This is a genomic window from Streptomyces sp. YPW6 (assembly GCF_018866325.1).
Taxonomy (GTDB): Bacteria; Actinomycetota; Actinomycetes; order Streptomycetales; family Streptomycetaceae; genus Streptomyces.
The window spans coordinates 6,073,993-6,100,745 of sequence record NZ_CP076457.1; the positions used below are offsets into that span (position 1 = coordinate 6,073,993).

23 protein-coding genes are annotated in these 26,753 nt (G+C 73.2%); 15 read left to right on the forward strand and 8 right to left on the reverse strand.

What is annotated here, in order from left to right; genetic code table 11:
• Positions 1 to 14 precede the first annotated feature (14 nt).
• From KME66_RS26605 to KME66_RS26615, 3 genes are all read right to left on the reverse strand, one after another.
• Complete coding sequence (locus KME66_RS26605; RefSeq protein WP_216326788.1) at positions 15 to 830, reverse strand: DsbA family protein; 816 nt, start codon at positions 828 to 830, stop codon at positions 15 to 17.
• Positions 831 to 896: 66 nt separating this feature from the next.
• On the reverse strand, positions 897 to 1,625 hold the full coding sequence (locus KME66_RS26610) for a hypothetical protein (RefSeq protein ID WP_073217795.1): 729 nt from the start codon (positions 1,623 to 1,625) through the stop codon (positions 897 to 899).
• A 124-nt stretch (positions 1,626 to 1,749) separates the two neighbouring features.
• A complete protein-coding gene (locus KME66_RS26615; protein ID WP_216326791.1) occupies positions 1,750 to 3,075 on the reverse strand; it encodes a DUF2252 domain-containing protein in 1,326 nt (441 codons plus the stop codon).
• A 203-nt stretch (positions 3,076 to 3,278) separates the two neighbouring features.
• Here KME66_RS26615 and dnaE point away from each other — a divergent pair, with 203 nt between their 5' ends.
• Positions 3,279 to 6,818, forward strand: a complete 3,540-nt coding sequence (gene dnaE / locus KME66_RS26620; RefSeq protein ID WP_073217787.1) for a DNA polymerase III subunit alpha — start codon at positions 3,279 to 3,281, stop codon at positions 6,816 to 6,818.
• Between the two features lie 106 nt (positions 6,819 to 6,924).
• On the opposite strand, the gene KME66_RS26625 is transcribed toward dnaE, so the two are convergent.
• Positions 6,925 to 7,104 (reverse strand): hypothetical protein, encoded by a 180-nt coding sequence (locus tag KME66_RS26625; RefSeq protein WP_073217784.1) that lies wholly within the window; start codon positions 7,102 to 7,104, stop codon positions 6,925 to 6,927.
• Positions 7,105 to 7,396: 292 nt separating this feature from the next.
• On the opposite strand from KME66_RS26625, the gene KME66_RS26630 reads away from it, so the two are divergent.
• The 4 genes from KME66_RS26630 (at position 7,397) to KME66_RS26645 (ending at position 11,641) form a co-directional block, all read left to right on the forward strand.
• Positions 7,397 to 8,653 (forward strand): NYN domain-containing protein, encoded by a 1,257-nt coding sequence (locus tag KME66_RS26630; protein WP_178378937.1) that lies wholly within the window; start codon positions 7,397 to 7,399, stop codon positions 8,651 to 8,653.
• 128 nt (positions 8,654 to 8,781) lie between these two features.
• Complete coding sequence (locus KME66_RS26635; RefSeq protein ID WP_216329642.1) at positions 8,782 to 9,765, forward strand: ABC transporter ATP-binding protein; 984 nt, start codon at positions 8,782 to 8,784, stop codon at positions 9,763 to 9,765.
• A 160-nt stretch (positions 9,766 to 9,925) separates the two neighbouring features.
• On the forward strand, positions 9,926 to 10,768 hold the full coding sequence (locus KME66_RS26640) for an ABC transporter permease (RefSeq protein ID WP_073217779.1): 843 nt from the start codon (positions 9,926 to 9,928) through the stop codon (positions 10,766 to 10,768).
• A 135-nt stretch (positions 10,769 to 10,903) separates the two neighbouring features.
• Positions 10,904 to 11,641, forward strand: coding sequence for an ABC transporter permease (locus tag KME66_RS26645; protein WP_073217776.1), 738 nt, complete (start codon positions 10,904 to 10,906; stop codon positions 11,639 to 11,641).
• 149 nt (positions 11,642 to 11,790) lie between these two features.
• Here KME66_RS26645 and ybaK read toward each other — a convergent pair whose 3' ends face one another.
• From ybaK to KME66_RS26665, 4 genes are all read right to left on the reverse strand, one after another.
• Complete coding sequence (gene ybaK / locus KME66_RS26650) at positions 11,791 to 12,294, reverse strand: Cys-tRNA(Pro) deacylase (protein ID WP_073217774.1); 504 nt, start codon at positions 12,292 to 12,294, stop codon at positions 11,791 to 11,793.
• Positions 12,295 to 12,310: 16 nt separating this feature from the next.
• Entirely contained in the window at positions 12,311 to 13,069 is a 759-nt protein-coding gene (locus tag KME66_RS26655; RefSeq protein ID WP_216326795.1) for an LON peptidase substrate-binding domain-containing protein, read from the reverse strand.
• 5 nt (positions 13,070 to 13,074) lie between these two features.
• Positions 13,075 to 14,115 (reverse strand): hypothetical protein, encoded by a 1,041-nt coding sequence (locus KME66_RS26660; protein ID WP_073217769.1) that lies wholly within the window; start codon positions 14,113 to 14,115, stop codon positions 13,075 to 13,077.
• Positions 14,116 to 14,380: 265 nt separating this feature from the next.
• Positions 14,381 to 15,982, reverse strand: coding sequence for an oxidoreductase (locus KME66_RS26665; protein WP_216326798.1), 1,602 nt, complete (start codon positions 15,980 to 15,982; stop codon positions 14,381 to 14,383).
• Between the two features lie 221 nt (positions 15,983 to 16,203).
• Here KME66_RS26665 and hisD point away from each other — a divergent pair, with 221 nt between their 5' ends.
• From hisD to KME66_RS26715, 10 genes are all read left to right on the forward strand, one after another.
• Positions 16,204 to 17,526, forward strand: a complete 1,323-nt coding sequence (hisD, locus tag KME66_RS26670; RefSeq protein ID WP_073217763.1) for a histidinol dehydrogenase — start codon at positions 16,204 to 16,206, stop codon at positions 17,524 to 17,526.
• Positions 17,523 to 18,653: a histidinol-phosphate transaminase gene (locus KME66_RS26675; RefSeq protein ID WP_216326800.1), complete on the forward strand. Its 1,131-nt coding sequence runs from the start codon at positions 17,523 to 17,525 to the stop codon at positions 18,651 to 18,653. The genes hisD and KME66_RS26675 overlap by 4 nt, the downstream gene beginning before the upstream one ends.
• Entirely contained in the window at positions 18,650 to 19,246 is a 597-nt protein-coding gene (gene hisB, locus KME66_RS26680) for an imidazoleglycerol-phosphate dehydratase HisB (protein ID WP_073217757.1), read from the forward strand. Before KME66_RS26675 ends, hisB begins: the two co-directional genes overlap by 4 nt.
• The gene (locus tag KME66_RS26685) at positions 19,243 to 19,410 is read left to right on the forward strand and encodes a hypothetical protein (RefSeq protein WP_010070421.1); all 168 of its coding nucleotides are present in this window, start codon (positions 19,243 to 19,245) and stop codon (positions 19,408 to 19,410) included. The genes hisB and KME66_RS26685 overlap by 4 nt, the downstream gene beginning before the upstream one ends.
• 10 nt (positions 19,411 to 19,420) lie before the next feature.
• Complete coding sequence (gene hisH, locus KME66_RS26690; protein ID WP_073217753.1) at positions 19,421 to 20,062, forward strand: imidazole glycerol phosphate synthase subunit HisH; 642 nt, start codon at positions 19,421 to 19,423, stop codon at positions 20,060 to 20,062.
• Positions 20,062 to 20,787, forward strand: coding sequence for a bifunctional 1-(5-phosphoribosyl)-5-((5-phosphoribosylamino)methylideneamino)imidazole-4-carboxamide isomerase/phosphoribosylanthranilate isomerase PriA (priA, locus tag KME66_RS26695; RefSeq protein WP_073217750.1), 726 nt, complete (start codon positions 20,062 to 20,064; stop codon positions 20,785 to 20,787). The genes hisH and priA overlap by 1 nt, the downstream gene beginning before the upstream one ends.
• On the forward strand, positions 20,784 to 21,197 hold the full coding sequence (locus KME66_RS26700) for a RidA family protein (protein WP_216326803.1): 414 nt from the start codon (positions 20,784 to 20,786) through the stop codon (positions 21,195 to 21,197). The genes priA and KME66_RS26700 overlap by 4 nt, the downstream gene beginning before the upstream one ends.
• The gene (gene hisF / locus KME66_RS26705) at positions 21,194 to 21,949 is read left to right on the forward strand and encodes an imidazole glycerol phosphate synthase subunit HisF (protein ID WP_073217742.1); all 756 of its coding nucleotides are present in this window, start codon (positions 21,194 to 21,196) and stop codon (positions 21,947 to 21,949) included. The genes KME66_RS26700 and hisF overlap by 4 nt, the downstream gene beginning before the upstream one ends.
• A gap of 201 nt (positions 21,950 to 22,150) precedes the next feature.
• Entirely contained in the window at positions 22,151 to 23,098 is a 948-nt protein-coding gene (locus KME66_RS26710; RefSeq protein WP_216326805.1) for a dienelactone hydrolase family protein, read from the forward strand.
• Between the two features lie 144 nt (positions 23,099 to 23,242).
• Positions 23,243 to 26,590: a LuxR C-terminal-related transcriptional regulator gene (locus KME66_RS26715; protein WP_367303633.1), complete on the forward strand. Its 3,348-nt coding sequence runs from the start codon at positions 23,243 to 23,245 to the stop codon at positions 26,588 to 26,590.
• The last annotated feature ends 163 nt before the right edge of the window (positions 26,591 to 26,753 follow it).

Here is a 26,753-nt window from a genome sequence, read left to right on the forward strand (position 1 = left end):
CGGGTGGGGAGACGCTAGCCCTTCAGGGCCTTGTCGATGGCCTTGGTGAACTCGTCGGCCGTCATCGGGGCGTTCTCGCTGCCCTCGGCGGTGACCTTCTTGTCGTCCATCTTCAGCGTCGGCGTGCCCTGCACCCCGCTCTCGTCGAAGGTCTTCGACATCTTCATCGCCCAGGCGTCGAACGTGCCGTCCTCGACGTCCTTCTGGAAGTCCTTGTTCCCCTTCAGCGCGTCGACCGAGTCCGCGACCTCGATCAGATAGCTGTCCTCGGCGAACTTGTCGTCGCTCTCCTCGGGGTGGAACTCGGCCGAGTACAGCGCGGCCTTGTACTCCAAGAAGGCCTCGGGGCTCACGTCCAGCGCCGCACCGAGCGCGCTCAGGGCGTTCTTGGAGCCCTCGCCGTTGTCGGTGTTGTCGATGAAGGTCGCGCCGACGTACCGGACCTTGTACTTGCCGTCCTCGACGTCCTTCGAGACGGTCTCGCCGACCCCCTGCTCGAACGTGGCGCAGACCGGGCAGCGCGAGTCCTCGTACAGCTCCAGGGTCTTCTTCGCGCTCGACTTGCCGACGACCACGGTGGTGCCGTCCTCGCCCGAGGTGTTCTTCGGCGCGGTGACGTTCTTCGCGTCGGCGGCCGCCTCCCAGGCGCCCGGCTTGTTCAGCTGCGCCACGCCGTAGCTGATGCCGCCGACCACGGCGAGGGCGGCGACGACCGAGACCGCCACGACGACCTGCTTGCGGGTCTTGTCCCTCTTGGCCTGGCGCTCGCGCTCGGCGCGCAGCCGCTCGCGGGCCGCCGCCTTGTTCGCCTGGCTGTTGCGCTTGCTCATGTCGGTATCTCCGTGTGTACGTGTGTGGGGAGTGGGCGGTGGTGCCGTCGTCGCGTCGCCGTGCCCTCAGGCAGCGGCGGACGCGGTGAGCGGCGGGCCTCTGCGTCCCACACAGTGCACGAGGAAACGGGCGGTCAGCGGCGGGTGCGGACGCCCCGCGGGCCGGGAGCGCCGGGCCGCGGTCCGTACCCCCGCGTGGACCACGGCGACCGCGGTGAGCAGCGGCCGGAACGCCAGCAGGGCCGCCGTCCGCACCAGCCCGGCCAGGGCCGCCTCGCCGCGCCGCAGCCAGGCCGCGGCGAGCAGCCCGACCGCCACATGGGCGGCGAGCAGCAGCCACGGCACCGCGGGCCCGGGCTGGGCGAGGAGGGCCGCGGCGCGGTCGCCCGCACCGGCCACACCGGCCAGCGGGGTGCCCACCGCGCCGACGCCGGCGATCCGGGCCCCGCCCGTGCCGACCTCACCGCCGCCGCACAGGACGTCGAGGCCCACCGCGCGCAGTGGGCCGGTGACCGGGCCGCCTGCCGCCCCGTAACAGAGGTTCTGGCCCGTGGTGAAGAGCGTGTCGGCGGCCAGCTCCAGCGGGACCAGCAGCCCCGCGATCGCCCCGAAGCCGCGCTCCCGGCCGGCCAGCGCATAGGCCGCGGCGAACACCGCGGCGGTCAGCAGGGCCACCGCGGTCAGTGGCAGCGGTACCCCGGAGAGCAGCACATGGGACGCCGTGGACAGGGTCACGACGAGCGCGGTGAAGACCGCCGCGCGCGCGACTCTGAGCTGCGTCCCTGAGATGTCCATCGCCGGAAAGTGTGTCATGCGCCGAGGTAAGCGGACCTTAAAAGAGGCTGAGAGTCTCGCCCGGCGCCTCCCGGGCCCGACGACGGGCCCGGGAGGTGTCCGCCGGATCAGGACCGGACACGCCCTAAAGGCCCGGGATCTTTCCGTTGCGGAAGAGGTCCACGAAGATCTGGTGGTCCGCGCGGGCCCGCGCCCCGTAGCTGTGGGCGAAATCGACCAGCAGCGGGGCGAAGCCCTCCTCGTCGGCCGCGATGGCCGCGTCGATCGCCCGCTCCGTGGAGAACGGCACCAGCGAGTGGCCGCTCTCGTCGTCCGCCGCCCCGTGCATCGTGGCCGTCGCCCGGCCCAGATCCGCGACGACCGCCCCGATCTCGTCCATCTCGTCGATGTCGGACCAGTCCAGGTCGACCGCGTACGGCGAGACCTCGGCGACCAGCTGGCCCGCCCCGTCCAGCTCGGTCCAGCCCAGCCACGGGTCCGCGTGCGCCTGGAGCGCCCGCTGCGAGATCACCGTGCGGTGCCCCTCGTGCTGGAAGTACTCCCGCACGGCGGCGTCCGTGATGTGCCGGGAGACCGCCGGTGTCTGCGCCTGCTTGAGGTAGATCACCACATCGTTCTCCAGGGCGTCGCTGTTGCCCTCCAGGAGGATGTTGTACGAGGGGAGCCCGGCCGAGCCGATACCGATGCCCCGGCGGCCCACCACGTCCTTGACCCGGTAGGAGTCGGGGCGGGCCAGGCTCGATTCCGGCAGTGTCTCCAGATAGCCGTCGAACGCGGCGAGGACCTTGTAGCGCGTCGCGGCGTCCAGGTCGACCGCCCCGCCGCCGTCCGCGAACCGGCGCTCGAAGTCCCGGATCTCCGTCATCGAGTCCAGCAGTGAGAAGCGGGTGCGCGAGCGGGCGGCGCGCAGCGCGCCCAGCAGCGGACCGTCCGCGGTGTCCAGGGTGAAGGGCGGCACCTCGTCGTTCTTCGCGCCCGTCGCCAGCGCGCGGATCCGCTCGCGGTAGGACGCGGCGAAGACCTGGACCAGCTCGGTGATCTGCTCGTCGGCGAGCGCCTTCGCGTAGCCGATCAGCGCCACGGAGGCGGCGAACCGCTTCAGGTCCCAGGTGAAGGGGCCCACGTACGCCTCGTCGAAGTCGTTGACGTTGAAGACGAGGCGGCCGTTGGCGTCCATGTAGGTGCCGAAGTTCTCCGCGTGCAGATCGCCGTGGATCCACACCCGGCCGGTGCGCTCGTCCAGGAACGGGCCGCCGTGCCGCTCCCGCTCCAGGTCGCTGTAGAACAGGCACGCCGTGCCCCGGTAGAAGGCGAACGCCGAGCCCGCCATCTTGCGGAACTTGACCCGGAAGGCGGCCGGATCGGCGGCCAGCAGCTCCCCGAAGGCGGTGTCGAAAACGGTGAGGATCTGCTTCCCGCGCTGCGCTGCGCCGGTCTGCGTTTCCGACATCTCTTACTGCCTCCTGCGGTAGCCGGGCCACGGGACCGAACGCTCGATCCACGTGACCGAGTGCATGACAAAACGGACAGGTGTTCCGCCTTCTCCAACGCTCGGCCGGAGCCGGGAGTGCCCGTCGTTCGACTCGGTCACGTCGTAGACTTCCACGCTGTCCCCCCGTCCGTCATCGCCCGACTTCCCGGAGGCCCGACGCCGTGACCAAGCCGCCCTTCACGCACCTGCACGTGCACACCCAGTACTCGCTGCTGGACGGTGCGGCGCGGCTCAAGGACATGTTCGAGGCGGCCAACGAGATGGGCATGACGCACATCGCGATGACCGACCACGGCAACCTCCACGGGGCCTACGACTTCTTCCACTCGGCGAAGAAGGCGGACGTCACCCCGATCATCGGCATCGAGGCGTACGTCGCCCCCGAGTCGCGCAAGCACAAGCGCAAGGTGCAGTGGGGGCAGCCGCACCAGAAGCGCGACGACGTGTCCGGTTCCGGTGGCTACACCCACAAGACCATCTGGGCGTCCAACAAGACGGGGCTGCACAACCTCTTCCGGCTCTCCTCCGACGCGTACGCCGAGGGCTGGCTCCAGAAGTGGCCCCGGATGGACAAGGAGACCATCTCCCAGTGGTCCGAGGGGCTCATCGCGTCCACCGGCTGCCCCTCGGGCGAGGTGCAGACCCGGCTGCGGCTCGGCCAGTTCGACGAGGCGGTGCAGGCGGCCTCCGACTACAAGGACATCTTCGGCGAGGGCCGGTACTTCCTGGAGCTGATGGACCACGGCATCGAGATCGAGCGCCGGGTCCGCGACGGGCTGCTGGAGATCGGCAGGAAGCTGGACATCCCGCCGCTCGTCACCAACGACTCCCACTACACGTACGCGCACGAGGCCACCGCCCACGACGCCCTGCTCTGCATCCAGACCGGCAAGAACCTCTCGGACCCCGACCGCTTCCGCTTCGACGGCACCGGCTACTACCTCAAGACGACGGACGAGATGTACGCCGTCGACTCCTCCGACGCCTGGCAGGAGGGGTGCCGCAACACCCTCCTGGTAGCCCAGCAGATCGACACCACCGGCATGTTCGAGGCGAAGAACCTCATGCCGAAGTTCGAGATCCCCGAGGGCTTCACGGAGATCACCTGGTTCCAGGAGGAGGTCCGGACCGGCATGGCCCGCCGCTTCCCGAACGGGGTCCCCGACGACCGGCAGAAGCAGGTCGAGTACGAGATGGACATCATCATCCAGATGGGGTTCCCGGGGTACTTCCTGGTCGTCGCCGACTTCATCATGTGGGCCAAGAACAACGGCATCGCGGTCGGCCCCGGCCGAGGCTCCGCCGCCGGTTCGATCGTGGCGTACGCCATGGGCATCACCGACCTCGACCCGATCGAGCACGGGCTGATCTTCGAGCGGTTCCTCAACCCCGAGCGCGTCTCCATGCCCGATGTCGACATCGACTTCGACGAGCGCCGGCGCGTCGAGGTGATCCGGTACGTCACCGAGAAGTACGGCGCCGACAAGGTCGCCATGATCGGCACGTACGGCAAGATCAAGGCGAAGAACGCCATCAAGGACTCCGCGCGCGTCCTGGGCTACCCGTACGCGATGGGCGACCGGCTCACCAAGGCCATGCCCGCCGACGTCCTCGGCAAGGGCATCGACCTCAACGGCATCACCGACCCCAAGCACCCGCGCTACAGCGAGGCGGGCGAGATCCGGGGGATGTACGAGAGCGAGCCGGACGTCAAGAAGGTCATCGACACCGCCAAGGGCGTCGAGGGCCTGGTGCGGCAGATGGGCGTGCACGCCGCCGGCGTCATCATGTCCAGCGAGCCGATCGTCGACCACGCCCCCGTCTGGGTCCGGCACACCGACGGCGTCACCATCACCCAGTGGGACTACCCGCAGTGCGAGTCGCTCGGCCTGCTGAAGATGGACTTCCTCGGCCTGCGCAACCTGACGATCATGGACGACGCCATCAAGATGGTGAAGTCCAACAAGGGCATCGACCTGGAGATGCTCTCGCTGCCGCTGGACGACCCCAAGACCTACGAACTGCTCTGCCGCGGTGACACGCTCGGCGTCTTCCAGTTCGACGGCGGGCCCATGCGCTCCCTGCTCCGCCAGATGCAGCCCGACAACTTCGAGGACATCTCCGCCGTCTCGGCCCTCTACCGGCCGGGCCCGATGGGCATGAACTCGCACACGAACTACGCGGAGCGCAAGAACGGCCGCCAGGAGATCACCCCGATCCACCCGGAGCTGGAGGAGCCCCTCAAGGAGGTCCTCGGCCTCACCTACGGCCTGATCGTCTACCAGGAGCAGGTCCAGAAGGCCGCCCAGATCGTCGCCGGGTACTCGCTCGGCGAAGCCGACATCCTGCGCCGCGTGATGGGCAAGAAGAAGCCCGAGGAACTGGCGAAGAACTTCGTCCTCTTCGAGAAGGGCGCCAAGGACAAGGGCTTCTCCGACGCGGCGATCAAGGCGCTGTGGGACGTCCTGGTGCCGTTCGCCGGATACGCGTTCAACAAGGCGCACTCCTCCGCGTACGGCCTGGTCACCTACTGGACCGCCTACCTCAAGGCGAACTACCCCGCCGAGTACATGGCCGCCCTGCTGACCTCGGTCAAGGACGACAAGGACAAGTCCGCGGTCTACCTCAACGAGTGCCGCCGCATGGGCATCAAGGTGCTCCCGCCCAACGTCAACGAGTCGCTGTCCAACTTCGCAGCCCAGGGCGACGACGTGATCCTCTTCGGCCTGACCGCCGTCCGCAACGTCGGCCAGAACGTCGTCGACTCGATCATCCGGTCCCGCAAGGCGAAGGGGAAGTTCAGCACCTTCCCCGACTTCCTGGACAAGGTCGAGGCGGTCGTCTGCAACAAGCGCACCGTCGAATCGCTCATCAAGGCCGGCGCCTTCGACGAGATGGGCCACACCCGCAAGGGTCTCGTCGCCCACCACGAGCCGATGATCGACAACGTGGTCCAGGTCAAGCGCAAGGAGGCCGAGGGACAGTTCGACCTCTTCGGCGGCATGGGCGAGGAGGAGAGCAGCGAGCCCGGCTTCGGCCTGGACGTGGAGTTCTCCGACGTCGAGTGGGAGAAGGCCTACCTGCTCGCCCAGGAGCGGGAGATGCTCGGCCTGTACGTCTCCGACCACCCGCTCTTCGGCCTGGAACACGTGCTGTCCGACAAGGCCGACGCCGCCATCTCCCAGCTCACCGGCGGGGACTACAGCGACGGCTCCGTCGTCACGGTCGGCGGCATCATCTCCGGCCTCCAGCGCAAGATGACCAAGCAGGGCAACGCCTGGGCCATCGCCACCGTGGAGGACCTGGCGGGCTCCATCGAGTGCATGTTCTTCCCCGCCACCTACCAGCTCGTCTCCACCCAGCTCGTCGAGGACACCGTCGTCTTCGTCAAGGGACGCCTCGACAAGCGCGAGGACGTGCCCCGGCTGGTCGCCATGGAGATGCAGGTCCCCGACATCTCCAACGCCGGGACCAACGCGCCCGTGGTCCTCACCATCCCCACCGTGAAGATCACCCCGCCCATGGTCACCCGGCTCGGCGAGGTCCTCAGCCACCACCGGGGCGACACCGAGGTGCGCATCAGGCTCCAGGGCCCCCGCAAGACCACCGTGCTCCGTCTCGACCGCCACCGGGTCAAGCCCGATCCGGCGCTCTTCGGCGACCTGAAGGTCCTGCTCGGCCCGTCCTGCCTGGCCGGCTGAGCCCCGGGCGGATCACCCGCACGACGACGAGAGGGGCGCCCCGCCGGTGCGGGACGCCCCTCTCGCCGTTCTCGAACGCCTGTCACCACCGCGAGCGGCCGACGGGTCAGTTGTGGCCGAAGCGTCGCTGGTGCTTGCGCGCCACGTCGGACGGGCTGCCCTGGGCCTGCGCCTGCGCCTGGTTCTGGGACTCGAACGCCGTCGACTTGGCCTGCTCCGCGCTACGCTCCGACGCGGACGCGCGGTCGTGCTGGCTGCCCTGCTTGCGGTTCTTGTTCTTGGCCATGGTGAATGCCTCCTGTGGGGAATCCTGGTGGGGCCAGGACCGCTGTCAGACTCACACGACGCCGCAAACACCGCATGTTGGATCATTACCGTGCGTAGCGGTTACCGCAGTGGCGTCCTCCCGCGCCCGCTCCTCCCTTCCTTTTCCGCCTCCTTTCCGGATCCGCCACGCCGATGATCCAGTTCCGGCCGTTAACCCCCGCGTGGTCGGGCAGACTCGAAGAAAACCCTGGGAAGGCGGACCCGGCCATCGAGGAACGGGCCGCTGAACCGTTCCCCAGTTCTGGAAGAGGGTGGAACGCGTGGACCGTTGCGTCGTCCTGGTGGACGCCGGCTACTTGCTGGGCGCAGCCGCGAGTCTGCTGGCCGGAGAGCCCGCCCGTTCCCGCATCACCGTCGACCACACCGCCCTCATCCAGGGCCTGCGGGAGCGGGCCGAGGCCGACACCCAGCAGCCCCTGCTGCGCATCTACTGGTTCGACGGCGCCCCCGACCGGGTGCCCCAGCCCGAGCACCGCCGGCTCCGTGTGATGCCCCGCGTGACCGTACGGCTGGGCGCCCTGACCCGCAGCGACGGACGCTGGGCCCAGAAGGGCGTCGACGCCGCCATGCACGCCGAGCTCACCGAACTCGCCAGGAACCGGGCCTGCTCCGACGTGGTCCTGGTGACCGGCGACGGCGATCTGCTGCCCGGCCTGATGTCCGCCAAGGAACACGGGGTCGCCGTCCACCTCTGGGCCGTGCAGGCCGCCGACGGCGACTACAACCAGTCCGAGGACCTCGTCGCCGAGGCCGACGAACGGCGCGTCCTCGACCGTGCCTGGATCACCAAGGCCGTACGCGCCAAGGACCTCGGCGGCGCCTGCGCCCCGCAGCCCGCCACCCGGCCCGAGATCGCCGCGATCCTCTCCGCACCGCTGCCCGAGGCCGCCCTCGCCGCCTCCGCCGAACGCGCCTCCGAAGCGGCCCGTGCCGCTTCGGAGGCGCGTTCGGCGGAGCCCGCCGAGAGCGCGCCCGCCGCCACCGAAGCGCCCGCCGCCCACAAAGGCGTGCCGACCCCCAAGGACCTGGCCGCGCTGCGCGCCCACGCCTCCCACCCGGACCGCCAGCAGCCGGCCCAGCCCGCGGGCGCCACGCTGCGCTGGTCCTCCGACAAGGGGTGGGTGGAGCGTGGCGGCCCCCTCGGCGAGCCGGCCGAGACCGCGTCCCTGCCGACCCTCGCCCAGGTCACCAGCGCCGAACAGCGCTGGGCCGACCGGGAGGAGGACATCACCACCGTCGGCGGCGACCCCTTCGAGGTGGGCCAGGTCTTCGCCCGCCGCTGGATGGAGCGCCTCCCGGAAGCCGTCCACCTGCAAAGACTCTCCACCCTCTACCCGCGCATCCCGCACCGGATCGACGGCGAACTCCTGCGGTACGCGGCCCGCTTCGGACTCCTCGCGCACAAGGACGACCAGATCGACGAGCACGACCGCTACGCGATCCGGGCCGGCTTCTGGCGGGAGATCGACGTACGCGCCGCCGCCGAGCACGTACCGGCGGGGGAGTAGGAGAGGGAGCCGCCCGCCGTCCGGGCGGCGACGCGGGACGGCCCCGGGCGCGAACCGGGGCATGTGACCCCGTACCCTCGTACCTCGTGAGTACGGGCACAGCACAGGCGCAGCGGGACACCGGCACCGTGTGCGCGGTGCGCGATCTGGTCAAGACCTACCCCGCGACCCGGGGCCGCCGAGGCGCACCCGCGGCTCCCGAGGTCCGTGCCACGGACGCCATCAGCCTGGACGTCGAGCGCGGCGAGATCTTCGGGCTGCTCGGCCCCAACGGCGCGGGCAAGTCGACCCTGGTCCGCCAGCTCACCGGGCTGATGCGGCCCGACTCCGGCAGTGTCGAGGTGCTGGGCCACGATCTCGTACGCCACCCCGAGCGGGCCTCCCGGCTGATCGGCTACCTCGGGCAGGAGTCCACCGCCCTCGACGAACTGACCGTCTCCCTCGCCGCCGAGACCACCGGCCGGCTGCGCGGCCTCCCGGTCCGGGAGGCCCGCGCCGAGCGCGACGCCGTCCTGGAGGAGCTGGGCCTCACCCTGATCGCCGGGCGGCCCCTGAAGAAGCTCTCCGGCGGTCAACGCCGCCTCGCCTGTTTCGCCACCGCCCTGGTCGGCGACCGGCCCGTCCTGGTGCTCGACGAACCGACCACCGGCATGGACCCGGTCGCCCGCCGCGCCGTCTGGGCCGCCGTCGACCGCCGCCGGGCGGAACGCGGGGCCACGGTCCTGCTCGTCACCCACAACGTCATCGAGGCCGAGACCGTCCTCGACCGGGTCGCCGTCCTCGAACGCGGCCGGGTCATCGCCTGCGACACTCCCGCCGGACTCAAGGAACGGGTCGCCGGGGAGGTCCGCGTCGAGCTGGTCTGGCGCGAGCGGGCCCCGCTGGACGTCCCCGAGGTGGCGGCGCTGCGGGCGTCCGCCCAGGAGTCCGGCCGGCGCTGGGTGCTGCGGCTCGGGCCGGACGAGGCACGGGCCGCGGTCGCCGCGGTGACGGGCGGCGCGGCCTTCGCCGCCCTCGACGATTTCACCCTGGCCACCCCCAGCCTGGAAGATGTCTACCTCGCGCTCGGGGGCGACGCCGGCGCCGCGACCGAGGGGCTGGTGAAGGCGTGAGAGGCGTACGTGCCGCGGAGGACGTGAACGCGCGGGGCGCGGTGGACGTACGCGCCGGAGGGAACCGGCCGGACGTGCCGGACGGGTTCCCCGTACGCGGTGTACGGGGTGTGTGGAACGGGTTTGACGTGCTGGACGTGTCTAAGGGGAGCGGCCTCAGGTGACGAGCATCATTCCGGCCGGGACCGCGGCGACGCGCACCCGGCCCGCGCCCGGCACCTCGGGCACCGGTCCCGCCCGCACCGTCGCGGCGCCCCTCGCTCCGCGCGCCCGGCTGCTGCCCTCCCTGGCGGCGGTCTACCGCGCCCAGCTCTCCCGGGCCCGCGTCGCCCGGATTCCGCTGCTCTTCGTGGCGACCTTCCAGTCCGTCGGGATCATGATCCTGATGCGGGGCGTCGTGGACGGCGGCGCGGAGGCCCGTGCGGTGGTCGCGGGGTCCAGCGTCCTGGTCGTCGCGTTCGTCGCGCTCAACCTCCTCGCCCAGTACTTCGGCCAGCTGCGGGCCGGCGGCGGGCTCGACCACTACGCCACCCTGCCCGTGCCGCCCGCCGCGGTGGTGCTCGGGGCGGCCGCCGCGTACGCCTCGTTCACGGTGCCCGGCACGGTCTTCACCGCGATCACCGGAAGCGTGCTGTTCCAGCTGCCGATGACGCACCTGTGGGTGCTGGCCGCCGTCGTCCCGCTCTCCGGCGCCGCCCTGGCCGGACTCGGCGCGGCCCTCGGGCTGCTGGCCCCGCGTCCGGAGCTGGCGACCCTGCTGGGCCAGCTGGGCATGTCCGCCGCCCTGCTCCTCGGGGTCCTGCCCGCCGAGCGGCTCCCGGAGCCGGTGGGGTGGGCGCGCGACCTGCTGCCCTCGACGTACGGGGTCGAGGCGCTGGCCCGGTCCTTCGACGCCCGCCCGGACTGGGGGGTCATCGCCTTCTTCCTCGCGGTCTGCGCGGCGGTGGGGGTGCTCTCGCTGGCCGTGGCGACGTGGGCGTACCGGCGGGCCGCCGTCCGGTAGGCCGCCGCACGGCACCGCTCGGTCGTCCCTCCGCTCCCTCCCGCCGCCCGCGTCCGCGCGCGGCCGGGCTCCCTCGGCCGTGTCCGGCCGGCCGTCCACGCCCCGGGTGCGGTATCCGGTGAGGCGCCGCACAGGGTGGCCTGGCACGATGGCACGGTGACCGCACCTCTGACGCCGCCTCACCAGCCCGGCCCCCACGACCCCTGGCAGGCCCCGCCCTCGGGCTCCCGCCTCGCGTCCTCCCCGGACGACCCGGACACGGCCACCGAACTCCGGCAGGCCGCTGTCGTCGCCGTCCTGGTCGCGGTCTCGGGCATCGCCCTCGGGCTGCTGTGGCTGTGGCTCGCGCCGCGCGTTCCCCTGGTCTCCGACGACACGGCGGTCTTCCTCGAGAACAGCGAGGGCGAGGAGGCGATCGGCGCGGAGGGCACCTTCGTCCTGCTGGCCCTCGGCTTCGGCATGGTCTCGGCGGCCCTCGTCTTCTGGCGGCTGCGCCGCGGGGGCGTGTTCGTGGTCGTCGGCCTGGCACTGGGCGCGCTGCTCGCCTCGCTGATCGCGTGGCGGGTCGGCGTCTGGCTGGGGCCGTCCTCCGACGTGGTGGCGCGGGCCCGGGAGGCCGGGCAGGGCGTGACGTTCGACGCCCCGCTGGAGCTGCACACGGTGTGGGTGGCGGTGCTGGCGTGGCCGTTCGCGGCGATGGGGATCCACCTGCTGCTGACGGCGGCGTTCGGGCCGCGGGACCCGGAGCCGGACTGGCCGGGGTACGCGGGGTACCACGACGGGCCGGTGCAGGGGCCCCTGGCGGGTCCGGCGTCCGGGGCTCCGTCGTCGCCGCCCGCGGGGGGTGCCGGGCCGGGCCGGGACCTGCCCTGAGGGCACGCCGGTTGTCGCAGGGGCACCCGCGGCGGGTCTCTTCCCCGGCCCGCGCCTTGCCGGGACAGGGCGCTCCACCCCGGACTCCGCTCCTCGGGCGCCGGGCGGGCCGGGCTCGGGGTTCGGGGCTCCGCTCCCCCCGGCGGGGCTCAGCCGCCCCGTGCGATCTCCGCGAACGTGGCCCCCGTCAGCTCCGCGAGATCCGTCGCCGACAGTTCGACCTCCAGGCCCCGGCGTCCCGCCGAGACGCAGATCGTGGGGTGCGTCCGCGCCGACGCGTCCAGCACCGTGCGCAGGCGCTTGCGCTGGCCCAGTGGGGAGATGCCGCCCCGGACGTAGCCCGTCGTGCGTTCCGCCGCCGCCGGGTCCGCCATCGTGGCGCGCTTGCCGCCCACCGCCGCTGCCAGGGCCTTGAGGTCCAGGGAACCGGCCACCGGGACCACCGCGACCGTGAGGGCGCCGTCCACCTCCGCCACCAGGGTCTTGAAGACCCGGTCGGGGGAGACGCCCAGGGCTTCGGCGGCCTCCTCGCCGTAGGACGGGGACGCCGGGTCGTGGTCGTAGGCGTGGACCGTGAACGCGGCGCCCGCCGCGGTCAGGGCGACCGTGGCGGGGGTACCGCCCTGCTGTTGTTTCCTGGGCTTCTTCGCCAACGGGGGCCGGTCCTCGTCAGTTGGGGTGGGTGGGAGCCCGCGTCAGGTCCGTCGCGGGCAGCGAGGGCAGATGGCGGATGACCGCCGTCTCCTTGCGCAGCAGGGTCAGCTCCTCGCGCAGCCGGGTCGCGGTGTCCGGGGCCTGGAGCAGGCGCTGTCGGGTGGGGACGTCCAGGACCGTGGCCGCCGCGACCAGGTAGGAGATCACGGACGGGTCGTCGGGGAGGTCGGCGCCGGTCGCGAGCGAGCGTTCGCTCGCCCCCGCCAGCCGCTTCTGGTACGAGCGGAAGGCCCGCAGGACGCCCTCGGCCAGGGCTCCGGCCTCGTCGGCCTCGTCCCCGGCGGGCGGCTCCTCGGTCAGGTCCTCGACCTCGGCGGTCAGATACGGGCCGTCCGCCGCGACGGACAGCAGCCTGACCCGGGTGGTGCCGGTGGCCAGGACCTCGAAGCTGCCGTCGGGGCGCTCGCGGATCGTCGCCGCGTCGGCGATGCAGCCGACCCGGTGGAAGGTCTGGATCGGATCGGGGCCGAAGCCGTCCGCCGGAGCGCGCTCGGGGGGCGCGGCCGCCGGGTCCGGCATGCCGGTGGCCGTCGGGGCGATCTCGCGGCCGTCGCGGATCGCCACCACGACGAAGCGGCGAGGTTCGTCCTCGTCGCTCTTCAGCAGCTCCCGCATCATGGCGCGATATCGCTCTTCGAAGACGTTGAGCGGCAGCACCAGGCCGGGGAACAGCACCGCGTTGAGCGGGAAAAGGGGAAGGCGGGCGGTGGTCACAACGCTCAAGCGTAATGGCCCCTGGGGCGGCCGTGACCGGCCCGGCCGCGCAGCGGGGTCAGGGAGGCCACCTGGAGGCGTGCGCCGTCCCGCGCGTCCAGGAACCTGCCGAGCGCGTCCTCGGACACCGACGACCACGGGAACGACGTCGCGTGCAGCCCGATCAGCTGGAACTGGTGCAGCGCCTCCGCCCAGCGGCCCCGGGCGAGCAGGACGTACGCGAGGAGGTTGCGGACCTCGGCCGGCCAGGGATCACCGGGCCGGTGGGCGGCCGAGAACGTGATCGCCAGGTCCGCCGCCGCGTCGATCCGCTCCTCCAGCACCGAGGTGGTCCGGCCCGCCGCCTGGGTGTCCAGGAGCAGCGCGAAGGCCGCCCGGACGGGCAGGGCCTGCACCAGGGAGTCGGGCAGCGCGTCCGCGGCGGCCTGCTCGGCGAAGTCGAAGCACTCGCGGTGCGAGCCGTACCAGGCGGCGGAGAGGTAGCGCAGCGCCGCCACATGGCAGCCGTAGTGGTGCGCGGAGCGCCGTACGGCCTGCTCCCACAGCGACTCGAAGGCGGTGTGCGTGGCGTGGGTGCCGCGCGCGTGGTCCAGGGCGAGACGCCACGGCACGGGGTCGCGCGGGTCCGCGTCGGCGGCCGCGGTGATCAGCGGGCCGACCTCGCGGAGGTGCTCCGCGCGGGCGGGCGACTCCCAGGCCCGGCGGACCGACAGCTCCGCCTTGACCAGCAGCGCGTCCGGGTCGCGGGGGGCGGCGGCCAGCCAGTCGACGAGCCAGTCGTCCCGCCCGCGGGCGAAGGCGACGAGCCGGCCGAGATAGCGGTCCCGGTTCTCCCAGTCGGCGGCGTCCCGAGTGGCGGCGAGCAGCTTGGCGGCCGGCCCGTGGTCGCCCAGCGCAGCGGCGACCAGCGCGGGGGAGAGCCGCTCGTCGGGGGCGTCGAGCAGCACCGCGTCATCCGCGGACAGGCCGGCGGACAGCGGCGGGCTGTGCCGGACCATGCGCGCGGTACTGAGCAGAGCGCGAAGGAAAGCCATGGTGCAGACCATTGAAAAGCGCTGGTGAGGAGCGCGCCAGAGGCGAGCTGTGAAGCTTCTGTGCCGAGTGGAGGGGTTGTATCGGGCTCGGTCAAGAAAGGGCAAAGGAAAGGCTCGCAGCTGGCTTGATTGCGACCACTCGGGAGCCCCATCCGTCCCTGTGGTCACCGAGCCCGGCGACGGAAGGGGCCCGGCCTCCGACCGCCGGTACCGCACGGTGGCGGCTTGCGCCTCCGTCCCCGTACGGCCTCCGCCCCCGTCCGTCCCGTCGCCCCGGTCAGCCCCGGCGCAGCATCCGCGAGGCGCCCGCCGCCACCGTGGTGGCCAGAACCCACCCCACCAGCACCAGGCCGGCCGCGGCCCACTGCCAGGCGTCCTCCATCCGCCAGTAGCCGTCCTGCCCGAGGTTGATCACCGGGATCAGCAGATCCAGCGCGTACAGGGCGGGGTTCCACTGGGGATGCTCGTCGCCCTTGACCGACGGCGGGGCGTGCTGCGCGAACGCCGCCGTACCCGCCGCCCACAGCACCGCCATCCACACCGCGGCCCGCCCCGGCCGGTAGCCGTACGCCACCGTCCAGTCCTGGAGGTACCCCCAGGCCTTCGCGGCGGGCGGCAGCGTCTCGCGGCGGCGGCGCTGCTTGGCGAGCAGCACCTCGCGCGCGTCCGCGTCCTCCCCGCAGCTGCGCATCACCGCGGCCAGGCGCTCGTACGGCTCGGGGACGTACTCCGGGGTCGCGGCCTGCACCCACTCCAGCCGCCGGGAGAGCGGGAAGTGGCCGTAGGGGACGAGGTTCTCGTAGACGAAGCCGCCCATCGCCAGGCCCCCGGGGCCCGGCCAGCTCGTCGACAGGTCGATCAGCGTCACCACCTTCGCGCCGTTCAGCACGACCCGCCCCTCTTCCGGGCGCTCCGCGTTGAACCGCAGCTCCGGCGTGACGATCCGGCGCAGCGACAGCTCCTCCTGGCGGGTCATCGTGAACCGGGCCTTGTGCAGGTCCACCGCGTCCCCGAAACGCCCGTCGTCCAGCCGCACCCCGCCCTTGCTCTCGAAGATCTGCGAGCGGGTGCCGCGCGCCGGGGTCGGGGCGTAGACCACGCCGTACGGGGGAGTGGTGCCCTGGTTCCCCGTGTCGACGCTCACCCACGCCTCGGTCATGTAGAGCGTGCGCTCCACCGTCAGCTGCGGGGCGTTCAGCGCGCGCCGGTCCTCCGCCGCGCGCAGCCGGCTGCCGCGCAGGCTCAGCGAACCGCCCACCTTCGCCCCGCGCAGGCTCAGCTCGCCCAGCGTCTCGATCATCTCGGCCTGGAGGTCCTGCGCGACCGTCATGCCGTCCCCGACGACGGCCCGCCCGTGCCGGTCCGGGCCGACGCTGAGCTGGTTGATCAGGAGATCCGTGCCGATCTGGGCGTCGGTCAGCCGGATGCCCCGGTCGACCCGGCAGCGCGGCAGATGCAGATCGCCCTCGGTCTGCAGCCGCGCGGCCTCCAGCCGGGGCAGCGCGCAGCCCACCAGCCGCAACGTCGTGAAGTGGCACTCCGGCAGCACCACCTCCTGCTCGAAACGGCAGCCGGTCAGCTCCACGTACGGGGAGACCCGCCCGCCCGCCAGATCCAGCTTCCCGGTGATCCGCACCCCCCGGAGCTTCAGCGCCGCCACCCGGCCGGGCCGGGCCGGCGGCCCGGCCAGCAGCAGCCGCGCCACCGTGCGCGCGCCGACGCTCCGCTCGGGCCCCCACGTCTGCGGGGTGAACGGGTCGTTGCGGGCCGTGTCGTAGGTGCGTAAGTCGTAGGTGGTCCCGTTGCGGAAGGACTGCCACATGCCCAGCTCCGCTGCGCTGAGGCCGTCCGGGATGTCGCCTTCGTGCGGCTCGGTCACGGCCGCTCCCTCCGTGCACGCATGCTGTGGTGCTTCCGCCATGCCCTCGTGGGCACACATGCCGTAGAGCCGTTATGCCCTGGTGTGACGCCGTGGAAGCCCGAGGTCAGCGGTGACAGCCGGACATGGCCGAGACACATATCAGCCAGTGGTACGGACGGCCGGTATCAGCCAGTGATACGGGCGACCGGCCGCCCGGAGCGGTCTGAGAGAATTGCCGTGTGATCTCTCGAATCGACCTGCGCGGCGACGCCCTCCCCGAGGGCGGAGCCCTGCGCGACCTGCTGCCCCGTGCCGAGTTCGACGTGGAAGCCGCCCTGGAGACGGTGCGGCCCATCTGCGAGGACGTACGCCATCGTGGCTCCGCGGCAGTGATCGATTGGGGAGCGAAGCTCGACGGTGTCCGGATCGAGTCGGTCAGGGTGCCCGCCGACGCCCTGGCGAAGGCCCTCAAGGAGCTGGACCCCGCCGTCCGCGCCGCGCTGGAGGAGTCCATCCGCCGCGCCCGCCTCGTCCACCGCGAGCAGCGCCGCACCACCCACACCACCCAGGTCGTCCCCGGCGGCACCGTCACCGAGAAGTGGGTCCCCGTCGAGCGTGTCGGCCTCTACGTCCCCGGCGGCCGCTCGGTCTACCCCTCCTCCGTCGTGATGAACGTCGTCCCGGCCCAGGAGGCGGGCGTCGAGGGCGTCGCCGTCGCCTCCCCGCCGCAGAAGGACTTCGGCGGCCTCCCGCACCCCACGATCCTCGCCGCCTGCGCCCTGCTCGGCGTGGACGAGGTGTACGCGGCCGGCGGCGCCCAGGCCGTCGCGATGTTCGCGTACGGCACCGAGGACTGCTCACCGGTCAACCTGGTCACCGGCCCCGGCAACATCTACGTCGCCGCCGCCAAGCGCCTCCTCAAGGGCCGCATCGGCATCGACGCCGAGGCCGGGCCCACCGAGATCGCGATCCTCGCCGACGCCACCGCCGACCCGGTGCACGTCGCCGCCGACCTGATCAGCCAGGCCGAGCACGACCCGATGGCCGCCGCCGTCCTGGTCACCGACTCCGCGGAGCTGGCCACCGCCACCGAGGCGGAGCTGACCGGGCAGGTCGCCGCCACCAAGCACGTCACCGACCGCATCGAGCCCGCGCTCGCCGGCCGCCAGTCCGCGATCGTCCTGGTCTCCTCGGTCGAGGACGGCCTCAAGGTCGTCGACGCGTACGGCGCCGAGCACCTGGAGATCCAGACCGCCGACGCCGCCGCCGTCGCCGACCGGGTCCGCAACGCCGGAGCGGTCTTCGTCGGCCCCTGGGCCCCCGTCTCGCTCGGCGACTACTGCGCGGGCTCCAACCACGTCCTGCCCACCGGCGGCTGCGCCTGCCACTCCTCGGGCCTGTCCGTGCAGTCCTTCCTGCGCGGCATCCACATCGTCGACTACACCCGCGACGCGCTCGCCGAGGTCACCCACCATGTCGTGACCCTCGCCGAGGCGGAGGACCTCCCCGCCCACGGCGCCGCGTTGAAGGCAAGGTTCGGCTGGAAGGTCCCGCAGCAGTGACGAACGGCAGCACCACCCCCCGTAACCCCTGGGACGAACTCCCCATCCGCGACGAACTGCGCGGCCAGTCCCCGTACGGGGCGCCCCAGCTCGACGTCCCCGTACGCCTCAACACCAACGAGAACCCCTACCCGCTCCCCGAAGCCCTGGTCGAGCGGATCGCCGAGCGGGTCCGCGAGGCCGCCCGCGACCTCAACCGCTACCCCGACCGGGACGCCGTCGAGCTGCGCACCGAGCTGGCCCGCTACCTGACCCGCACCGCCGGGCACCAGGTGACCGCCGCCCACGTCTGGGCCGCCAACGGCTCCAACGAGGTCCTCCAGCAACTGCTCCAGACCTTCGGCGGGCCCGGCCGCACCGCCATCGGCTTCGAACCCTCGTACTCCATGCACGCCCTGATCTCCCGGGGCACCGGCACCGGCTGGATCTCCGGGCCGCGCAGGGACGACTTCACCATCGACGTCGGGGCCGCCCGCGCCGCCATCGCCGAGCAGCGCCCCGAGGTCGTCTTCATCACCTCGCCCAACAACCCCACCGGCACCGCCGTCGAGGCCGAGACCGTCCTCGCCCTGTACGACGCCGCCCAGGCCGCCGGGCCGTCGATCGTCGTCGTCGACGAGGCGTACGGAGAGTTCAGCCACCGCCCCTCGCTGCTCCCGCTGATCGAGGGCCGCCGCAACCTGATCGTCTCCCGGACCATGTCCAAGGCGTTCGGCGCGGCCGGGCTGCGCCTGGGCTACCTCGCCGCCGACCCGGCCGTCGTCGACGCGGTCCAGCTGGTCCGGCTCCCGTACCACCTCTCCTCGATCACCCAGGCCACCGCGCTCGCCGCCCTGGAGCACACCGATACGCTGCTGGGGTACGTCGCGCAGCTCAAGAGCGAACGCGACCGGCTGGTGGCCGAGCTGCGCGCCACCGGCTACGAGGTCACCGACTCGGACGCCAACTTCGTCCAGTTCGGCCGCTTCGACGACAGCCACGCCGTCTGGCAGCGGATCCTCGACAAGGGCGTCCTGGTCCGGGACAACGGCGTACCGGGCTGGCTGCGGGTCACCGCGGGCACCCCGGCAGAGAACGACGCGTTCCTCGATGCGGTACGCGAACTCAAGAAGGAGCACGACGCATGAGCCCCCGCGTAGGCCGCGTGGAACGCACCACCAAGGAAACGTCCGTGCTGGTCGAGATCAACCTCGACGGCACCGGAAAGGTCGACGTCGCCACCGGGGTCGGCTTCTACGACCACATGCTCGACCAGCTCGGCCGCCACGGCCTCTTCGACCTCACGGTGAAGACCGAGGGCGACCTGCACATCGACACCCACCACACCATCGAGGACACCGCGCTCGCGCTCGGCGCCGCCTTCCGGCAGGCCCTCGGCGACAAGGTCGGCATCTACCGCTTCGGCAACTGCACCGTCCCGCTGGACGAGTCCCTCGCCCAGGTCACCGTCGACCTCTCCGGCCGCCCCTACCTGGTGCACACCGAGCCGGACACCATGGCCCCGATGATCGGCACCTACGACACGACGATGACCCGCCACATCTTCGAGTCCTTCGTCGCCCAGGCGCAGATCGCCCTGCACATCCACGTCCCGTACGGGCGCAACGCCCACCACATCGTGGAGTGCCAGTTCAAGGCGCTCGCCCGCGCCCTGCGCTACGCCTCGGAGCACGACCCGCGTGCCGCCGGCATCCTGCCCTCCACGAAGGGCGCCCTGTGACCGGCCTCAGCACCCTTCTGATCGTCGTCGGCCTCTTCCTGGCCGGCGGCGTCTACTCCTTCGCCAAGCAGGGGATGCCCAAGGGCGTCATCGTGCTGCTGTCCATCGGCTCCGTGATGTGCCTGGTGGCGGGCATCCTGCGGATCCAGGGCCTGTGGGACTGAGAGGCACACCGTGACTGACACGAAAAAGGTCGTCGTCTTCGACTACGGCTTCGGCAACGTCCGCTCCGCCGAGCGGGCCCTCGCCCGCGCCGGCGCGGACGTCGAGATCACCCGCGACTACGACCGCGCGATGGCCGCCGACGGGCTGCTCGTCCCCGGCGTGGGCGCCTTCTCCGCCTGCATGGAGGGGCTGAAGCGGGCCCGCGGCGACTGGATCATCGGCCGCAGGCTCTCCGGCGGCCGCCCCGTGATGGGGATCTGCGTCGGGATGCAGATCCTCTTCGAGAAGGGCATCGAGCACGGCGTGGAGACCGAGGGCCTGGACGAGTGGCCCGGCACGGTCGGCCCCCTGAAGGCCGACGTCGTCCCGCACATGGGCTGGAACACCGTGGAGGCCCCCGAGGACTCCCGGCTCTTCGCCGGTCTGGACCCCGAGGCCCGGTACTACTTCGTGCACTCCTACGCGGCGCACGACTGGACCCTCGAAGTCACCAACGCCAAGATCCGTGCCCCCAAGGTCACGTGGGCCACGCACGGCGAACGGTTCGTGGCCGCCGTGGAGAACGGCGCGCTGTGGGCCACCCAGTTCCACCCCGAGAAGTCCGGCGATGCCGGCGCCCAGCTGCTGACCAACTGGATCGAGACGCTGTAATGCCGAAGCTTGAACTGCTCCCCGCCGTCGACGTCCGCGACGGCCAGGCCGTCCGCCTCGTCCACGGCGAGTCCGGCTCCGAGACCTCCTACGGCTCCCCGCTGGAGGCCGCCCTCGCCTGGCAGTCCGCCGGCGCCGAGTGGCTGCACCTCGTCGACCTGGACGCCGCCTTCGGCACGGGCGACAACCGTGCCCTGATCGCCGAGGTCGCCGGGGCCATGGACATCAAGGTCGAGCTGTCCGGCGGCATCCGCGACGACGCCTCGCTGGAGGCCGCGCTCGCCACCGGCTGCCGCCGCGTCAACCTCGGCACCGCCGCCCTGGAGACCCCCGAGTGGGTCGCCAAGGTCATCGCCGAGCACGGCGACAAGATCGCCGTCGGCCTCGACGTGCGCGGCACCACCCTGCGCGGCCGCGGCTGGACCCGCGACGGCGGCGACCTCTACGAGACCCTCGCCCGCCTCGACGCCGAGGGCTGCGCCCGCTACGTCGTCACCGACATCGCCAAGGACGGCACCCTGGAAGGCCCCAACCTCGGCCTCCTGCGCGACGTCTGCGCCGCCACCGACCGCCCGGTCGTCGCCTCCGGCGGGGTCTCGTCCCTGGACGACCTCCGCGCGATCTCCCTCCTCGTCCCCGAAGGCGTGGAGGGCGCGATCGTGGGCAAGGCGCTGTACGCGAAGGCGTTCACGCTGGAAGAGGCGCTCAAGGCGGTCGCCGCATGACGGACGCCGACGCCCCGGCCGCCGTGCGCCGGATCTCCACCGGCGCCCCCTGGGAGGAGAAGTTCGGCTACTCACGGGCGGTCGAACTCCCGGGCGGGCTCGTCCTGGTGGCCGGCTGCACCTCCGTGGTCAACGGCCAGATCGCCGCGGGCTCCCCGTACGAGCAGACCGTCACCGCCTTCGACGTCGCGTTCGCGGCGCTGGAGCAGCTGGGTCTGGGGCGCGAGGACGTCGTCCGCACCCGGATGTACCTCACGCACGCCCGGGACGTCGACGAGGTCGGCCGCGCCCACAAGGAGCTGTTCGACGCCGTGCGCCCCGCCGCCTCGATGCTCATCGTGTCCGGGTTCGTGGACCCGAGCCTGGTCGTCGAGGTCGAGGTCGAGGCCTACCGGGGAGGTGCGAAGTGACGCTCGCCGTACGGGTCATCCCCTGCCTCGACGTCGACAACGGCCGCGTCGTCAAGGGGGTCAACTTCCAGAACCTGCGCGACGCGGGCGACCCCGTCGAGATGGCCAAGCTGTACGACGCCGAGGGCGCCGACGAGCTGACCTTCCTCGACATCACCGCCTCCAGCGGCGACCGCGAGACGACGTACGACGTGGTCCGCCGTACCGCCGAGCAGGTCTTCATCCCGCTCACGGTCGGCGGCGGCGTCCGCACCCCGGAGGACGTCGACAAGCTGCTGCGGGCCGGGGCGGACAAGGTCGGCGTCAACACCGCCGCCATCGCCCGCCCCGACCTCATCCGTGAGATCGCCGAACGCTTCGGACGCCAGGTCCTGGTGCTCTCGGTCGACGCCCGCCGCACCCCCGGGGGCACGTTCGAGGTCACCACGCACGGCGGCCGCAAGGGCACCGGCATCGACGCCGTCGAGTGGGCCCACCGGGCCGCCGAGCTGGGCGCGGGCGAGATCCTGCTCAACTCGATGGACGCCGACGGCACCAAGGACGGCTACGACACCGAGATGATCGAGGCGGTCCGGGGCCACGTCACCGTCCCCGTCATCGCCTCCGGCGGCGCCGGCCGGCTCGCCGACTTCGCCCCGGCGATCGGGGCGGGCGCCGACGCGGTGCTCGCCGCGTCCGTCTTCCACTTCGGCGACCTGCGGATCTCCGAGGTCAAGGGCGCGCTGCGGGACGCGGGGCACCCGGTCCGCTGAGGCGCGCGTACACGGTGCGGGCGGTGTCACCGGTCTGCCGAGACCGGTGATACCGCCGATGCGTGCCCCCGGGACGCAGGGTGAGAGTGGCGACCGCCGGCGAACGACGTCGGCGACCACGCGGTGTCATCCCCGGGCCCCGGACGACGGGTCCGTGGACCCCGCGCGGTGCGGTTCTGCCACCACCGAGAGGATCCCCCCGTGCAGCAGCACCTCCCCTCCGGCACCATCCCCCCGCGCCCCTCCCGCCCGAGCCGCTCCGGTACGTCCGCGGGTCGCTCCCGTACGGTGACGAGTCTGGTGACCGCCGGTGCGGCCACCGCCGGACTCCTGATGACCGCCCTGGCCCCGGGCGCCCAGGCCGCCGACAACCCCTACGAGCGCGGCCCGGCCCCCTCCACCTCCTCCATCGAGGCGAGCCGGGGCCCGTACGCCACCTCCCGCACCTCCGTCTCCTCGCTCGTCAGCGGATTCGGCGGCGGCACCATCCACTACCCGACGACCACCGCGGACGGCACGTTCGGCGCGGTCGTCATCTCGCCCGGTTTCACCGCGTACGAGTCCTCGATCGCCTGGCTCGGGCCGCGCCTGGCCTCCCAGGGCTTCGTCGTCTTCACGATCGACACCAACACCACGCTGGACCAGCCCGACAGCCGGGGCCGCCAGCTCCTCGCCGCCCTGGACTACCTGACCGAGCGCAGTTCGGTGCGGTCCCGGGTGGACGCCGGCCGCCTGGGCGTGATGGGGCACTCGATGGGCGGAGGCGGATCCCTGGAAGCCGCCAAGAGCCGTCCGTCCCTGAAGGCGGCCATCCCGCTGACCGGCTGGAACATCGACAAGACCTGGCCCGAACTGCGTACGCCCACCCTCGTGGTGGGCGCGGACGGCGACACGATCGCCCCGGTCGCGACGCACTCCGAACTGTTCTACGAGTCCATGCCCGGTTCCCTGGACAAGGCCTACCTGGAGCTGCGCGGCGCCTCGCACTTCACCCCGAACACCTCCGACACGACCATCGCGAAGTACAGCATTTCCTGGCTGAAGCGATTCATCGACGACGACACCCGTTACGAGCAGTTCCTCTGCCCGCTCCCACGGCCGAGCCTGACCATCGCGGAGTACCGGGGCACCTGCCCGCACACCGCGTAGCGCGGGACGGTCCGCCGCCGGCACCCCCTGCCGCGCTGTGCCGGAGCACAGCGCGGCAGGGCCGCGGCTGGGAGCCCGCACCGCACCGGGCCGCCTCCGGACGCGGCGCTTCCGCACCCGCCGACGGATCCGTACCGTGCGGCTGTGACCTCATCGACGACCGTGCGCAGTCCGCTCCGGCTGTACGGCCGGGAGGACGAACTCGGCACTCTCGAGCATCTGCTGACGCTGTTACGGAGAGGCGTCGGGGGTGCGCTGGTGCTGGTCGCGCCGCCCGGTCTCGGCCGCACGGCACTGCTGCGCGCGGCAGCCGCGACGCACCGGGCCCGGGGCCCCGTGCTGTACGCCGGGGCCGCCACCGCCGAACGCGCCGTGCCCTGCGGCGGACTGGGCGCCCTGCTCGGCCCGGGCACGGCAGGTGCGGGACCGGCGGCGTTCGCCCGGAGCACGGGTTCCGCGTCCGCCGCCCTGCCCACGGGCACCGGGACCGTCGCTGTGCCGGCCGGTGCCGGGTCCTCCGGCGCGGCAACCGACGCCCTGGCCGGCCGGCTCCGGGAGTTCGCCGACGGCCGGCCGCTCCTGGTCTGCGTCGACGACGCGCACGCCTGGGACCCCGTGTCCCGGGCCGCGCTCACCTTCGCCGCGCTCGGACCGCTCACGGGCAGCGGGATCGCCTTCCTGCTCTCGGCCGCCGACGGCGCCGCCTTCGAGGGGCTGCCCGCCCTGCACCTCACGCCCCTGGAGGAGGACGCGGCCTCGGCGCTCCTGGACCGGCTGACCTCCGGCACGGACGGGCCCGACCCGGTCGTGCGCGCCGAACTCCTCCGCGAGGCGGGCGGCAACCCCGCTCTGCTGACCGGGCTCACCGCACGCCTCACCCCGGACCAGCTCGCCGGGCGGACCCCGCTGCCCTGGCCCCTGCCCGGCGGCGAAGCGCTGCCGGCGGCCCACGCCGAACGCCTCGACCGCCTCCCGGACCGGGCCCGCACCCTGCTCCTGCTGGCCGCGGCGGCCGAGGAGCACGAGCCGGCCGGCGCCGGGGCGGACATGCTGCTCCTGCTGCGCGCGGGCACTCGGGCCGGACTGCCCCGGGCCTTTCTGGACGACGCCCTTCTCGACGGCGCGGGCACCGGCGGCCTCCTGCGACGGACCGGCGGCCGGGTGCACTTCGCCCACCGTCTAGCCGCCCGTGCCGTGCTCGACCGCGCCCCCTGGTCCCGCCGCCGGGCCGCCCACGAACTGCTCGCCACGGTGCTGGTGGAGACCGGCGGCGGGGGCGGGGGCGCCCACGCTGGTCCGGGGAGCCCTGGGGCCCGCCGGCTGCGGGGGTTCCCGGAGCTTCTGGAGGCGTGTGCCCCGGCGGTTCTGCGGGCGGGCGCCCCGGAAAGCCTGGAGGCGGCTGCCCCGGCGGCGTACTCCGCCGGCGCGGTTCCGGAGGCCCCGGGGGCGCGGTTGTCCCCGGAGGGGCGGAAGGTCCCGGAGCCGGGCGGCCCGGAGGCTCTGGAGGCGGGAGGCCTGGAGGTCCCGGAGGCGCGGGATTTCCCTGAGCCGTCCTCCCTGGAGGCACGCTCTGCCACCGCACTTCCTGAACCCCCGGGGACACGGTCGTTCCCGGAGGCTGTGGACCCGGGCGCCCCGGGGGCGAGCTCCGCCATCGTTCTTCCAGGGGTCCCGGAGGGGCGGAAGGGCCCGCAGCCGGGCGGCCCGGAGGTCTCGGAGGTGCCTGAGCCGGGCTTTCCGGAGGTCCGCGCCGGGACGGTTGGTAGCGACCCTCCCGCCCTCCCCCTCGCCGCCCTCGTCCAGTGGGCCTGCGCCGCGCCCGGACCGGACGCCGCGCTGGCCGCGCGGCTCGAAGCAGCCGCCGTCGCGCCGTCGTCGCACGCCGAGCGCTCCACCGCCCTCGCCCGCGCCGCCCTGCTCTCCACCGGGCCCGCGCTGCGCGCCGCCCGGTTCGCCGCGGCGGCCGAGCAGGCGCGGCTGGCGGGCGACCCGCCCTGGCCCGGGCCCTGCTGGCGAGGAGCGGACCCCGCGGCGGACGCGGACCCGGCCACCGCCCCCGCGAGCGCGCCGGGCCTCGCCCCCTACGTCCACGGCATGCTGGCCCTCCGCTCCGGGCCCGTCGCCGACGCGCGGGAAGTCCTGAAGGCCGCAGCCGCGCTCCTCGTGCCGCACGATCCCGGCCGGGCCCGCGACGCCCTCCTCGGTGCCGCCGAGGCCGCCTGGGCGGCGGGGGACGCCGTCGGCTACCTCGACGTCATGCACAGCCTCACCCGCACCCCGGCCGACGAGCGGCTGGCGCACTACCGGGGCGGCATGAGCGCCGTGCTCGAAGGCCGTACCGCCGAAGGGCACGCGCACCTCCGCCGGGCTCTCGCCGTCGCCGGGGACACCGGCGACCCGGCCACGCTGCTGCGGGCCGGTGTCGCGGCCCTGGTCCTCGGGGACGTCTCCGCCGCCTGCCGCACGGGCGCCCGCGCGCTCGCGGCCGTACGGACCAGGGGCCCCGACGCGCTGCTGCCCCACGCGCTCGAACACCTCGCGTACGCCGAACTCCGGGCCGGGCGGCACGCAGGCGCGCGGGCCCACGCCCTGGAGGGGCTGCACGCCGCCCGGCGTACGGGGCAGTCCAACACCGCCGCCCATCTGCACGCCGTACTGGCCCTCTCCGCCTCCGTGGAGGGACCCGGCGAGGCCTGCGCCGCGCATGCCGACGCCGCGCTGGCCGGGGCCGGCCCCCACGGGCTGACCCAGGCCGCGACCCTCGCCACCTGGGCACGCGCCAGGGCGGACCTGGCGGCCGGGCGGCCGGGCGACGCGGCCGCCCGGCTGGCCCCCCTGGTCGGGTCCGGACCGGGGCGGGGCCACTTCGCCACCCGGACCCTCGCGGTGCCCTGCTGGATCGAGGCCGCCGTACTGGACGGACGGCTGCCCGCCCAGTCCCGTGAACTCCACACCGCCGTCGACGAGTTCGCCACCTGGGCCGACCGGGCCGCCGACCCGGGCGCGCCCGCCCAACTGGCCCGTTGCCGCGCCCTTCTGGCCCCCGCCGGCGAGGCCGACGCCCGCTACGGCGAGGCCCTCGCCCACCACGAGCAGGCCGGCGGGGAGTTCGAGCGGGCCCGTACCCGGCTGCTGTACGGGCTGTGGCTGCGCCGCCGCCGGCGTACCCGTGAGGCCCGTGACCCGCTGCGCGACGCCCTGGTCGGCTTCCAGCGCTGCTCGGCCCGCGCCTGGGCGGACCGGGCAGCGGGGGAGCTCCGGGCGGCGGGGGAGCCGGCCGGGGCGCGTCCGGACCGGGAGGGCGACCCGCTGGCGGGGCTCACCCCTCAGCAGCAGCGCATCGCCCGCTGCGTCGCCGAGGGGGACACCAACCGCGAAGTGGCTCGGCGGCTCTCGCTCAGCCCGCGCACGGTGGACCACCACCTCCGTAACGTCTTCGCCGCCCTCGGCATCCGTTCCCGCACCGAACTGGCCAGGCTGTCGCGTCCCTGAACCCCGTCACGGCCCCGCCGCGGCCGGGAGGTTGCCAGACCGTGATGACGAGTTCCGCGCAGACCCCTAGGTACCGACTGGGCGGTATGTCATTCTGCGGGCGTCAGGATCGTCTCGCCGCGCTCGCCCCCCGCCCGGGGCCGCTGCGCCGGGCCCGCCGCTC

Bases quoted from the DNA above. Each gene is read 5' to 3' on its own strand.
- KME66_RS26605 (WP_216326788.1), bottom strand. From the start codon at position 830: ATGAGCAAGCGCAACAGCCAGGCGAACAAGGCGGCGGCCCGCGAGCGG.
- KME66_RS26660 (WP_073217769.1), bottom strand. From the start codon at position 14,115: ATGGTCTGCACCATGGCTTTCCTTCGCGCTCTGCTCAGTACCGCGCGC.
- KME66_RS26615 (WP_216326791.1), bottom strand. From the start codon at position 3,075: ATGTCGGAAACGCAGACCGGCGCAGCGCAGCGCGGGAAGCAGATCCTC.
- KME66_RS26625 (WP_073217784.1), bottom strand. From the start codon at position 7,104: ATGGCCAAGAACAAGAACCGCAAGCAGGGCAGCCAGCACGACCGCGCG.
- hisB (WP_073217757.1), top strand. From the start codon at position 18,650: ATGAGCCCCCGCGTAGGCCGCGTGGAACGCACCACCAAGGAAACGTCC.
- priA (WP_073217750.1), top strand. From the start codon at position 20,062: ATGCCGAAGCTTGAACTGCTCCCCGCCGTCGACGTCCGCGACGGCCAG.
- KME66_RS26700 (WP_216326803.1), top strand. From the start codon at position 20,784: ATGACGGACGCCGACGCCCCGGCCGCCGTGCGCCGGATCTCCACCGGC.
- KME66_RS26610 (WP_073217795.1), bottom strand. From the start codon at position 1,625: ATGGACATCTCAGGGACGCAGCTCAGAGTCGCGCGCGCGGCGGTCTTC.